Below are 11,827 nucleotides of genomic sequence, written 5' to 3'. Positions count from 1 at the left end.
TCACACGGCGGAGCTCACGCTGCCGGTCGACGCCTCCGCACCGACGAACGCGGAGGTCTCCATCGAACACCTCCGCACCGACGAACGTGGTGGAGGTCTCCATGCGGGAAACACACTCCGACAACCTTGCGGGGACGGGCGGCGGGACGCGGCGCGAGGAGCGCGTGCCGGTGCTGGTCGTCGGCGCGGGGTACGCCGGGCTCAGCGCCGCCGCGCTCCTGGCCTGGCGTGGCGTACCGGTGACGCTGGTCGAGCGGCACGTGAGCACGTCCGTCCAGCCCAAGGCGTTCGGGGTCAACTGGCGGGCGCTGGAGCTGCTGCGCCCCGTCCCCGGGGTCGAGGAGTCGCTCGGCCAGATCTGGGAGGGCATCGGCGACGGGATGCGCATCGCCATCGCCTCCAGCCTGAGCGACCCGGAACCGAACATGATCGTCGATGGCCGCCAGGACGACTTCGGCTTCATGACCGAGATCACCCCGGTCGCCAGTGTGGGCGCGCCCCAGTCGCGGGTGGAGGAGCTGCTGCGGGACAGGGCGGAGAAACTCGGCGCCGACCTGCGCTTCTCCACCGAACTGGTCTCCCTGGAACAGGACGCCGACGGCGTGACCGCGCTGGTCGCCGATCGGGTGACCGGCGAGGAGACGAGCGTGCGCGCCGACTACCTGGTCGCCGCCGACGGCTACCGCAGCCCTGTCCGCGACCGCCTGGGCATCCCCACCACGGGCAAGGGCGATCTGGGCCACGCCTGCGTGATCATGTTCGACGCCGACCTCGGCGACCTGGTACGCGACCGCGAGGTCACCCTCTGGTACCTGCGGAACGAGACCTTCACCGGCGCCATCGTCACCGGAACCGGGGTGGACTCGCACGTGCTGAGCGTGAACTACGACCTCGGCGCGGGGGAGAGCGAGGCCGACTTCACCGAGGAACGCTGCCGCGACCTCGTACGGATCGCGACCGGGCTGCCCGCGCTCGACGTGCGCCTGCTCGACCGGACGAGTTACGGGATGGCCCACATCCTCGCCGCCCGCTACCGGCAGGGCCGGGTGTTCCTCGCCGGGGACGCGGCGCACACGATGCCGCCGACCGGAGGCCAGGGCGGCAGCGCGGCCCTCCAGGACGGCTGCGACCTCGCCTGGCGGCTCTGGCTGGTGATCTCCGGGCAGGCCGGTGCGGGCTTCCTGGACAGCTACGACGCCGAGCGGCGCCCGATCGGCGAGCTGACGGCCGACGCCCAGCTCGCCAACCTCGGGGTGCGGATGCCCCCGGCGATGCGGGTCGGCTACCCGGAACCGCTCGACGACCCCATCGCCGCCATCATCGGCTACCGCTACCACTCGGCCGCGATCCTGGCCGAGACCGGCGACGACGGCTCGCTCCTGGAGGACCCCCGCGACCCGACCGGCCGCCCCGGCAGCCGCGCCCCGCACGTCGTGCTCCGCCGCGACGACCGGCCGATCTCCACCCTCGACCTGTTCGGGTCCGGTTTCGTGCTGCTCGCCGGACCGCGTGGGGAGGCCTGGACGCGGGCCGCCCAGGTGGCGGCGGACTGGCTGGGCGTGCGGCTCACGTCGTACCGGATCGGCGGGGAGCTGGAGGATCCGGCCGGGGCGTGGCAGGGACGGTACGGCGTGGGCGGCGACGGCGCGGTGCTCGTGCGCCCCGACGGCTACGTGGCCTGGCGGGCGTCCGAGGCCGTCGCCGATCCCGAGGACGTGCTCGACCGCGTCCTCACCGCCGTGCTCGCCCGCTCGTGACGGGAACCGCGCGGTCGGCACGTGACCGGCCCGAGGCGTGAACACGTACGAACAGGGACGCGTACGAACAGGGACGCGTACGGACGGGGAGGGACGCGCTCGCCGGTGACCGGCGGCCGGGACGTCAGACGCCGTGGCGCATCGCCCTGGTGCCCGTCGCCAGGCCCACCGCGGCGACGGCGCAGGCGCAGAGCGTCCCGTACAGCACTGACATGTCCGCGAAAAGACCGGAGAACAGCGCCCGCTCCGCCTCGACGACGTAGGAGACCGGATTCAGCGCGGCGGCCACCTGGAGCCACTCCGGGCCTGAGTCCATCGGCAGCAGCACACCCGACAGCAGCATCAGCGGGAACATCACCAGCTGGGTGACCCCGTAGAACAGGTCGCCGCCCGGACTGGACGCGATCGCGAGGGCGAAGGAGAGCGCGCCCAGGCCGATCCCGAACAGTGTCAGCACCGTCAGACCGGCCAGCACGCCCGTGAGGTGCGGGCGAAAACCCAGCGGCACCGCGAGGACGATGATGAGCACGGCCTGGGCCAGCAGGATGGCGAACTCCTTCATCGCCCGGCCGACCAGCATCGCCGTGCGGTTCAGCGGGGTGACCAGCATGCGCTCCATCGAACCGCCGATCAGATCCACCAGCAGGGAGTAGCCGGCCATCATCGGCCCGGACAGGCACATCATGATCAGGATGCCGGGCACGAACCACTGCCACGGCGAGCCCTCGCCCTCGAAACTCCCCGTTCCCCCGAGCAGCGGGCCGAACAGGAACAGGAAGAGCAGCGGCTGGCCCATGGTGAAGAGGAGGCCGAGGGGTTCGCGCAGCACGGGGGCGAACTCACGGGAGAAGACGGTCGCGGTGTCACGGAGGAATCGCACGCTCACGGTACGACCTTTCTGGCCTTTCCGGCCGGTGGGGGGATGGGGGTGGTCAGGCGCCGCTCATGTCGTCCGAGGGCTCGCCGGCCCCGCCGGTCTCGTCGCTCTCGCGCAGGCTGCGGCCGGTCAGCGCGAGGAACACGTCGTCCAGCGTGGGACGGGCGGTCTCGGCGGTCTCGACCTTCACGCCGGACGACTCCAGCGACCGGAGATACTCCGGCAGCGCCGCGCCCGCGTGGGGCACCCGCAGCCGCACCGTCGTCCCGTCGACGGTGACCGCGCCGGGACCGGCGAGCCGCTCGGCGATCCCGGCGGCCCTCGCCGCCCCCGGCTCGTCGAGGACGGTGACCGTGACGCGGTCACCGGCCAGGTCGCCCTTCAGCCGCTCGGCCGTCCCGTCGGCGATGATCCGGCCGTGGTCGATGATCACTACCCGCTCGGCCATGCTGTCGGCCTCCTCCAGGTAGTGGGTGGTCAGGAAGAGGGTCGTGCCGTGCAGCTCGCGCAGCCGCAGGATGTGCTCCCAGATGTTGGCGCGGCTCTGCGGGTCCAGGCCGGTCGAGGGCTCGTCCAGGAAGAGCAGCTCGGGCCGGTGGATGAGTCCCAGGGCGATGTCGAGGCGGCGGCGCTGGCCGCCCGACAGGGTGCCGGGCTTGCGGGTGGCCAGCGATTCCAGGTCCAGCAGGCCGAGGATCTCGTCGGCCCGCTTGCGCGCCTCGGCCCGGCGCAGGCCGTAGCAGCGCGCCTGGGTCACCAGCTCGTCGCGGACGCGGAAGTTCTCGCCCGAGCCGTTCTTCTGGCCGACGTACCCGATGCGGGCGCGGACCCCCGCCGGATCCGACACGACGTCGCGACCCGCGACGATCGCGGTTCCCGACGTCGGCGGGAGCAGGGAGGTCAGCAGGCGCAGGCTGGTGGACTTCCCGGCACCGTTGGGACCGAGGAAGGCCACCAGCTGGCCCGCCTCCACATCGAGGTCGAGGCCGCGTACGGCGTCGACGCTTCCCTTCCTCACCGTGAATCGCCGGGTCAGCCCTCGGGCATGGATCATCGTCCCCTCCTCGGGGTGGGCGTGGGCGGTTGGCGGCATGCCGAAGAAACCCCTGGTCGGGGGCTCGGTTGGAGATGGTTCATCTTTGACCACGTCATCCGGGTTTGGCAAACGTGAAAGGTACATTCATGTTCTGCCTGACCTGCGGAAACGTGCTCTCGCATGCCGTGCCGTACGACCCCGCCGGCCTACGCCCGCGACCGGTCCGACCGCGCTGACGTGGGCTTTACCCGGATCTCCCGGAAGGGATGGAAAAAATATGGATTTTCCGCCGTGAACACGCCGGACCCGGGGACGGCCGACGGTCAGTTCCCCCCGGAACGCACGGGGACGTCGACGTGGCCGGGCTCTGCGGAACCGTCGCGGCGGCGCCGGAGGAGGCTGTCGAGCGCCCACGGGCCCGCGCCCAGCACGGCGATGAGCAGGAACGACCAGCAGAACATCGCCGACGGCTCGCCACCGTTGCGCAGCGGCAGGAGATCCTGCGGCAGGTGCACCACGAAGAACGCGTACGCCATCGAACCGGACGCGAGGATCGCCGCGGGACGGGTGAGGAGCCCGGCGAGAACGAGACCGCCGCAGAGCACCTGGACGAGCGCGGCCCACCAGCCGGGCCAGACCGCGAAGCCGACGGCCTCGCCGGTGACGGGGTTGCCGCCGAACACGCCGAACATCGACGCCGCGCCGTGGCAGAGGAAAAGGAAACCCGTCACCATGCGGAAGAGCGAGAGCACCGGCCCGTCGAATCGGTCGATCTTCATGGAATCCCCCTGTTTTCACGATGCGAGGCCGGGGCCCCACCCCAGCCTCGCATCGCCCCCGCCCGTGAACGCGGCCCCGCGCGCCTCCTGGTGATCCCCTGTCAAGATTTGGCGTCCAGGCGCGCTGAGCGCGCTCGCGCACGCCCTCGCGCCGCGGGGTGTCCCGTCGCGGGATCGTCAGTCGGTCCGGGCGCGGAGGCTCCGCGCCAGGGTGGGGATCATCACCGCCGCGGGGACGAGGTGCAGCCCGAGGAGGGCGGTGACGGTGGCGGTGTTCGCCCCGGAGAGGAAGGGCGGGACCAGCGAGATCACGGTCAGCGACACCGCCGTCCACACGAACCGCTCGGCGGGGCGAGCACTCCAGCGAAGAAGAGCGACGGCGATGACGACGCCCACGACCGAGAAGAAGCCGGTCACCACGGCGACCCCGGGCAACGGGATCGTCTCGCCACCATCGGGGACCTCGAAGTCGACGCCGACGGCCTGGGCGAGCGCGGCGGCGAGGGTGGTGGCCGTCATCGCCGCGAGCGTGGCGACGAGGCCGGTGCCGGCGAGCCCGCGGAGCCGGTGGGGGCGGCCGGTCCGGCCCGGTGCCGGGCCCGCGACGATTCCGGTGTCATTCATGCTGTTCATGTCATCCTCCATCGTTCGGTGACTGTCGTAGGGGTGTGCCGACCGGCGTGTGACGGCCTTGGCCCCGGGGGTGAGGATGCGCACCCTCGCCGTGCGACGGCCGGGGTTTCGCAGCGCGCGGACGCCGGTGCCGCGGAGCCAGAACCCGGCGTCGCGTCCGAGGACCGGGCCGGGCTCGCCGTCGCGCAGCTCCAGCTGCACCCGCCCGCGGGTGACGACGCCGAACGCGTCGCACCACTCGGCCGCGACCACCGCGACACGCGCGCCACCGCGCAGCGCGAGCGTCCGCACCGGGACTACTCCGTGCCGTCCGCCGGCAGGCGCTCCGGCAGCCCGAGCCTCGGGAACCGGTCGTCGTGGAACGTGACGATCTCGGTGATCGCCCCGCCGGTGACGCGCAGGACGTCGACCGTCAGCGGCAGGTACGCGCTCTCCCGCTTCCGCCAGAGGTAGAAGGCGACGGCGGGCTGCCGGTTCACGGAGGTGGGGACGGCGCGCAGGTTCTTCATGTCCTCGAAGCCGCTCGCGACCCAGTCGTTCACCACCGCGTCGCGGCCGACGTACAGGCCCGGCGTGGGCGGCATCGAGCAGCGGACGTCGTCTCGCAGCAGTGCGGCGAGCCCGTCGATGTTCGTGGCCACGCTGGCGTCGGTATAGCGGCGCACCAGCTCGCGCGTCCCGGCGTCCTCCTCGCCGCCGGTCCAGTCCTGCCGCTCGGCGGGCAGGTGCTCCCGCATGCCGGCGCGGGCCCGCTGCAGCGCGCTGTTCACGGAGTTGACGGAGTCCCCGAGGAGCTCCGCGACGTCCTTCGCCGGCCAGCCGAGCACGTCCCGCAGGATCAGCACGGCCCGAGGGCGCGGCGCCAGGTGCTGGACCGCGACCAGGTAGGCCAGCTCGATCGTCTCCCGCGCGACGGCGACGGCCTCCGGCTCGTCCGCGTCGCCCGCGGGCAGCTCGTCGAGCAGCCGGTCCGGGTAGGGCTGCAGCCACGGCACCTCGCCGCCGGTCGCGGGCTCCGGGCGGCACTTGGCGAGCAGGTCCAGGCAGGCGTTGGTGGCGATCCGATACAGCCAGGCCCGGAACGTCGAGCGCCCCTCGAAGGTCTCCCGCCGCCGCCAGGCACGCAGGAACGTCTCCTGCACGGTGTCCTCGGCGTCCTCGAACGACCCGAGCATCCGGTAGCAGTGCACGTGCAGCTCCCGCCGGTGCCGCTCCGCCAGTCCCGAGAACGCCGGCTCGTCGACCTCGTCCAAACCGCTCACGCCCAGTTTCTCCAGCCGCGTGTCCGCACTCATCACGTCATCCTTTCGCCTTGTCGTGTCCTGTTGTAGGTGTGACGGATACGGGCGCGACAACTCATCACCGGGGTCGGTCGGCGTGGCCGGTCCGGTGGCGGAGCACGACGCGCGGCACGGCGAGGAGGGCACGGGTACGCGACCGCCCGGCGCGTGCCGGGGTCGCCCGGTTCACGACGACGCGGCGGGCATGGGCGTACGGGCACGGCGAAGAGGATGGGCTTGATCTTGGAGGCGGGACCTGGCTCACCTGGGGAGACACGCGCCCGAAGGGGTTCGCTCCGGACGTCTTCTATACGGACCTTCCTGCTTGGACGGCCCCGGTCATGTCAGCGCCGCCCTGGTGAGCGGGGCCGAAGGATCCGCTGACAGGTCGAGGCGGGAGGGTTCGGCGCCCGCGGCGATCAGCAGGTCACCGACCGCGGCGATCATCGCGCCGTTGTCGGTGCACAGCGACGGCGCGGGGATGCGCAAGGTGATGCCCGCCTCGGCGCAGCGTTCCGCGGCGAGCGCTCGAAGTCTGCGGTTGGCGGCCACGCCTCCGACGACCACCAGGGTGTCCACCCCGTGCTCCCGGCAGGACCGGACGGCCTTCCTGGTCAGCACGTCGACGACGGCCTCCTGGAACGACGCGGCCACATCCGGCACGGCCGGGCCGCCCTGGCCGACGTGCCTGGCCACGGCACTTTTGAGGCCGGAGAAGGAGAAGTCGAAGCCGCTGTCGAGCATGGCGCGGGGGAAGGGGAAGGCGGTGGGGTCGCCGTCGCGGGCGGCGCGGTCGATGGCCGGGCCACCCGGGTAGGGCAGCCCGAGAATGCGCGCGACCTTGTCGAAGGCCTCGCCCGCCGCGTCGTCGCGGGTGTCGCCCAGGTGCACGATCGGATCGCGGGCCAGGTCGCTCAGGAGCAGCAGCGAGGTATGGCCGCCCGAGACGATCAAGGCGATCGACCGTGGCGGCAAAGGGCCGTGCTCCAGGGTGTCGGCGGCCACGTGCCCGGCCAGGTGGTGCACGCCGTACAGCGGTTTGTTCCAGGCCAGCGCGTAGGCCTTGGCGGCCGCGAGCCCGGTCTGCAACGCGGTCGCCAGGCCGGGCCCCGACGTGACGGCGATGGCGTCGACGTCGGACGGGGCGATTCCGGCCCGCTCGAAGGCGGTGCTCACGCATGGCACCATCGCCTCCAGGTGCGCCCGAGCGGCGATCTCGGGCACCACGCCGCCGAAGCGGGCGTGCTCGTCCATCGAGGAGGACAGCGCGGCGCCGAGGAGCCGGCCGTCCGCGACGATCCCGACGCCGGTCTCGTCGCACGAGGTCTCGATTCCCAGGACGATCGCCATGCCACCCTCTAATCGCGAGATATTTGCAACTACGAATGATAGGCAACAATGATGGGTGTTGTCGGCGGTTGCGGATTCTGGAGATGAACGATGCGAACAGCAGAGGTCAAGCGGCGTTTCCTGGCCCACTTCGAGGCGGCGGGCCATGAGATCGTCCCCAGCGCGCCGCTGCCCACCGACGATCCGAACCTGCTGTTCGTCAACGCCGGCATGGTGCCGTTCAAGCCCTACCTGCTGGGTCAGGTCACCCCGCCGTACCGGCGTGCGGCCAGTGTGCAGAAATGCGTCAGGACCCTCGACATCGAGGAGGTGGGCAAGACCACCCGGCACGGCACGTTCTTCCAGATGAACGGCAACTTCTCCTTCGGCGACTACTTCAAGGAGGAAGCCGTCCGCCTGGCCTGGTCGCTGGTCACCGCTTCCGTGGAGCAAGGTGGCTACGGCCTGGACGCCGACCGGATCTGGGCGACGGTCTACCACGACGACGACGAGGCCTACGAACTGTGGCGTGAGGTGATCGGGCTGCCCGCCGACCGCGTCGTGCGGCGGGGCAAGAAGGACAACTTCTGGTCCATGGGGGTGCCGGGCCCCTGCGGGCCGTGCTCGGAGCTGTACTACGACCGCGGCCCCGCCTACGGCCCCGAGGGCGGCCCGGAGGTCGATGAGGACCGCTACCTGGAGTTCTGGAACCTGGTCTTCATGCAGTACGAGCGCGGCGAGGGTACGGGCAAGGAGGACTACCCGATCCTGGGTGAGCTGCCCTCACGCAACATCGACACCGGTATGGGCCTGGAGCGGATGGCCACGCTCCTGCAGGGTGTCGACAACCTGTACGAGATCGACGAGACCCGCCCCATCCTGGACGCCGCGGCCGAGCTGACCGGCACCGTCCACGGCGCCCGCTCGGGCCGCGCCGCCCCTCAGAGCCACCCGGACGACGTGCGGCTGCGCGTGGTGGCCGACCATGTCCGCACCGCGCTCATGCTGATCGCCGACGGGGTGACCCCGGCCAACGAGGGCCGCGGCTACGTGCTGCGGCGCATCCTGCGCCGGGCGATCCGCTCGGTGCGGCTGCTCGGCCACGGCGGCCCGGTGCTGCCCCACCTGCTGCCGGTGGCGCGTGACTGCATGGCGCCCTCCTACCCGGAGGTGGCCGCCGACTTCGACCGCATCGCCTCCTACGCCTACGGGGAGGAGGAGTCCTTCGACGCCACCTTGAACCAGGGCAACACCGTCCTGGAACGCGAGCTCGGGAAGACGGCGACGCGGCTGCCCGGCTCCACCGCGTTCCAGCTTCACGACACCTACGGCTTCCCCATCGACCTGACCGTGGAGATCGCCGCCGAGCGCGGCCTGGAGGTGGACGTCGAGGCGTTCAGGCAGCTCATGAGCGAGCAGCGCGAGCGCGCCAAGCGCGACGCCCAAGCCAAGAAGAGCGGTCACGCCGACACCGCCCTCTACCGCGACCTGCTCGACACCCACGGCCCCACCGACTGGCTCGCCTACCAGAGCCTCACCGCCGAGGCGAGCGTACTGGCCCTCTTCCACGACGGGCGGCCGCTTCCCGCCGCGGCCGAAGGACAGATCGTGCTCGTCGTGCTGGACCGTACCCCCTTCTACGCCGAATCCGGCGGCCAGGACAGCGACGCGGGCACTTTGCGGGGCCCCGGCGTCGCCGCCGAGGTGCTCGACGTCCAGCGGCCGGTCAAGGGGCTGATCGTCCACCAGGTGCGCGTCACCGGCGGCGAGCTGGCCGTCGGCGCCCGCGTCGCGGCCACGGTGGACGCCGAGTGGCGGCTCGGCGCCCGCCAGGCCCACTCGGGCACGCATGTCGTGCACGCGGCGCTGCGCGAGGTCCTCGGCCCGGCGGCCCTGCAGTCGGGCTCCTACAACCGGCCGGGATACCTGCGACTGGACTTCTCCTGGCGGGGCGGCCTGTCGGCGGCGACCCGCGGCGAGGTGGAGGAGGTCGCCAACCTCGCGATCCGCCGCGACCTCGCGGTCGCGGCCCGGTACCTGCCGCTGGCCGAGGCCCGCGACATCGGAGCCCTCGCGCTGTTCGGCGACCACCTCGCCCGGCTCCTGGGCCGGGATCCGGGCTCACCGCGGTGAGCGACGTGCTCGGGGGAGGCGTCGACGTCACCGGATACGGACGCCAGGCGGGCCTTCGTCGGCCCCGGCGTCAAAAGCCCGTCCTCGGCGGCCCGCTCATCGGTTGCCGGTCGCTTCCGGTGGGGGTCCAGCGAGGGCCGTTCGGGGTGTCCGCGACCAGCACCCCGCCGCGCAGCAGTGCCGTGCGCAGCGCGTCCGCGAGGTCGTAGCGTCCCTGGCGGCGCAACTCGCCGCGCAGCGCGAGCACGGACTCGACCAGGGAGGCGACCAGATCCCCCGGACATGGGGAGTCCGAGCGGGCGCCCAGCTTCGTGATCAGCAGTCGCAGGCTCTCCCGGGCCTGCTCGACACCACCCTCGTCCTGTTCGGTGTCGGCACCCCAGCGGGCGATCTCGGTCTCCAGGTCGAGCACGGCCCGGACCGCGCCGGCGGCGTCGTGCCCGGCCAGCGCGGCGGCGAAGCGCTCCTCGCACGAGCGGGTCGTCTCTGCCAGGCTGACCTGGCGAGGTGTCGGCGAGATAACCGGCGGTGTGCCGTTCACCGTCGTCTCACCGCGGGCCAGGCGGCGGATCTCCTCCAGGTTCGTGGTCGTACCCGCGGGCAGGACGGCCTGGGAGCCGGGCCGGCGGATCGTCACGCGGCCCCGGCCGGCCACCAGCGCCTCCTCGGTGTCCAGGTCGACGATCAGCGCGGTGTGCTCGTCGATCCCCAGGACGGCGGCGCCCGGTGGCAGTTCGGGTTCCATCCGGGTCAGCCGCCGCTCGCCCAGATAGCAGTAGCGGGTGTCGTGGGTGCCGCCCTCGGTGTTGTCGTAGTGCGGGACGACCGCCACCGTGAGGCCGAGGACGCCCAGCAGGTCCAGGCCCGGCCGCCAGTGAGGAGCGGCGCCCACCTTGTAGATCTCGTACACCGGCACCGTCGCCACGCCCGCCGTGCAGGCGGCGGCCGAGGCCAGCACCGTCGCTCCCTCCCGCGCCCGGAGGCGGGCACGCAGGTCACCGGCGACGTGCGTCGCCGTCCACCGCTCAAGGGCGAAGGTGGGGCTGCCGGGGCCGGAGAACACCCAGTCGGCGCCCCCGACCTCGTCGCCCACCTCCACCTCCACCCCGACGCTGCGCGCGAAGTATCCCCGGGCACGAGCGGAGATGTCGGCCGCGTTCTCCTGGAACGCGTACGGAGTGTCGAGCAACACGGCTCGCGCTCCACCACCCAGCCGGCGGATCACCGAGCGATGGACCTCGACCATCGTCGGGCTCGTCTCGCCCGAGCCCATGAGCACCAGCACCCCAGGCCGTCCCGGCATCGGGCTCCGCCTCTCCGTCGTCCTGCGCCAAGCCACGCACAGGAACGCCCCGGCGGCAATAGCATCTCTGCGACAAAGATGTTGTTGCATAATCAGCGCAACAGTGCGGCCGGACGACGGGACACCATGTGAACGAGCGGCTCAGCCACCTCGTACCGGTATCGGTCGAGATCCTGTTGCTGCGAGCCGATCCGGTGGGTGCCTGGCACTACCGGCGCGTCGTGACGTCACTGGGCAAGGGGGAAAGCCCGGACGAGGCGGTTCGCCGCGCCGGCGGGGTCACCGCCGAGGCGACGTCCACCGTGGTGCACTCCACGAGCTGGCGCTACCGGCCCGAGGGCCAGGTCGTCCTCACCTACGCCGTCTGCCCCGACCCCGCCGCCCACCTGCCGGCGACCGCGCTGACGGATTTCCAGCTCGCCAGAGGGGCCACTCCCTCGGCGCCGTCCCCCGAACGCCTGCAGGTCGAGAACGTGGTCGCCCACGCCCTGCGGCACCTGGCCTTCCTCGTGCTGACCGACCCGGTCGTGGGCGAAGCCCTCACCCGCGACCCGGCCCTGGCCGCCGGCTTCGCCGCCCTACGGCGCGACGCCGTACCACTCGGTGTCGCCGGAGGACTACGACCCGCGCGAGAGCGGTGAGGACGCTCGCGTGAGCGCGAGTCCGTTCGCGGGCGCGGGGGCGGAGATTCGTAGAAGAA

The 11,827-nt window shown here is 72.1% G+C and carries 9 protein-coding genes and 1 pseudogene; 3 read left to right on the top strand and 7 right to left on the bottom strand.

Going from position 1 to position 11,827, the window contains the following annotated elements; all coding sequences use genetic code 11:
• The first annotated feature begins 101 nt into the window (after positions 1-101).
• On the top strand, positions 102-1,757 hold the full coding sequence (locus tag ABD817_RS13835) for an FAD-dependent monooxygenase (RefSeq protein ID WP_344918277.1): 1,656 nt from the start codon (positions 102-104) through the stop codon (positions 1,755-1,757).
• A gap of 124 nt (positions 1,758-1,881) precedes the next feature.
• Here the strand turns inward: ABD817_RS13835 and ABD817_RS13830 are convergent, their stop codons facing one another.
• The 6 genes from ABD817_RS13830 to tsaD all read right to left on the bottom strand — a co-directional run bounded on the left by ABD817_RS13830 (position 1,882) and on the right by tsaD (position 7,712).
• Positions 1,882-2,643 (bottom strand): ABC transporter permease, encoded by a 762-nt coding sequence (locus ABD817_RS13830; RefSeq protein ID WP_344918276.1) that lies wholly within the window; start codon positions 2,641-2,643, stop codon positions 1,882-1,884.
• Between the two features lie 46 nt (positions 2,644-2,689).
• A complete protein-coding gene (locus ABD817_RS13825) occupies positions 2,690-3,688 on the bottom strand; it encodes an ATP-binding cassette domain-containing protein (RefSeq protein WP_344918275.1) in 999 nt (332 codons plus the stop codon).
• A gap of 305 nt (positions 3,689-3,993) precedes the next feature.
• Positions 3,994-4,449 carry a DoxX family protein gene (locus ABD817_RS13820; RefSeq protein ID WP_344918273.1) on the bottom strand — a complete coding sequence of 152 codons (456 nt, stop codon included), beginning with the start codon at positions 4,447-4,449 and terminating at the stop codon, positions 3,994-3,996.
• Between the two features lie 177 nt (positions 4,450-4,626).
• A complete protein-coding gene (locus tag ABD817_RS13815) occupies positions 4,627-5,373 on the bottom strand; it encodes a DUF6069 family protein (RefSeq protein ID WP_344918272.1) in 747 nt (248 codons plus the stop codon).
• 5 nt (positions 5,374-5,378) lie between these two features.
• Positions 5,379-6,377, bottom strand: coding sequence for an RNA polymerase subunit sigma-70 (locus tag ABD817_RS13810; protein WP_344918271.1), 999 nt, complete (start codon positions 6,375-6,377; stop codon positions 5,379-5,381).
• Positions 6,378-6,701: 324 nt separating this feature from the next.
• The gene (gene tsaD / locus ABD817_RS13805) at positions 6,702-7,712 is read right to left on the bottom strand and encodes a tRNA (adenosine(37)-N6)-threonylcarbamoyltransferase complex transferase subunit TsaD (protein WP_344918270.1); all 1,011 of its coding nucleotides are present in this window, start codon (positions 7,710-7,712) and stop codon (positions 6,702-6,704) included.
• A 90-nt stretch (positions 7,713-7,802) separates the two neighbouring features.
• On the opposite strand from tsaD, the pseudogene alaS reads away from it, so the two are divergent.
• Positions 7,803-9,779 (top strand): annotated as a pseudogene (gene alaS / locus ABD817_RS13800) (alanine--tRNA ligase); the annotation flags it as partial.
• A 115-nt stretch (positions 9,780-9,894) separates the two neighbouring features.
• Here alaS and ABD817_RS13795 read toward each other — a convergent pair.
• On the bottom strand, positions 9,895-11,127 hold the full coding sequence (locus ABD817_RS13795; RefSeq protein WP_344918269.1) for a hypothetical protein: 1,233 nt from the start codon (positions 11,125-11,127) through the stop codon (positions 9,895-9,897).
• Between the two features lie 128 nt (positions 11,128-11,255).
• On the opposite strand from ABD817_RS13795, the gene ABD817_RS13790 reads away from it, so the two are divergent.
• Positions 11,256-11,768 (top strand): hypothetical protein, encoded by a 513-nt coding sequence (locus ABD817_RS13790; RefSeq protein WP_344918268.1) that lies wholly within the window; start codon positions 11,256-11,258, stop codon positions 11,766-11,768.
• Positions 11,769-11,827 lie beyond the last annotated feature (59 nt).

The organism is Streptosporangium oxazolinicum (assembly GCF_039537505.1).
Classification (GTDB): Bacteria; Actinomycetota; Actinomycetes; order Streptosporangiales; family Streptosporangiaceae; genus Streptosporangium; species Streptosporangium oxazolinicum.
The sequence above is the reverse complement of the archived record's forward strand: the minus strand, read 5'-3'. Positions and strand labels throughout refer to the sequence as shown.

Excerpts from the sequence above, each read along its gene's own strand:
- ABD817_RS13795 (WP_344918269.1), bottom strand. The coding sequence starts at position 11,127 with ATGCCGGGACGGCCTGGGGTGCTGGTGCTCATGGGCTCGGGCGAGACG.
- ABD817_RS13820 (WP_344918273.1), bottom strand. The coding sequence starts at position 4,449 with ATGAAGATCGACCGATTCGACGGGCCGGTGCTCTCGCTCTTCCGCATG.
- ABD817_RS13835 (WP_344918277.1), top strand. The coding sequence starts at position 102 with ATGCGGGAAACACACTCCGACAACCTTGCGGGGACGGGCGGCGGGACG.
- ABD817_RS13825 (WP_344918275.1), bottom strand. The coding sequence starts at position 3,688 with ATGATCCATGCCCGAGGGCTGACCCGGCGATTCACGGTGAGGAAGGGA.
- tsaD (WP_344918270.1), bottom strand. The coding sequence starts at position 7,712 with ATGGCGATCGTCCTGGGAATCGAGACCTCGTGCGACGAGACCGGCGTC.
- ABD817_RS13810 (WP_344918271.1), bottom strand. The coding sequence starts at position 6,377 with ATGAGTGCGGACACGCGGCTGGAGAAACTGGGCGTGAGCGGTTTGGAC.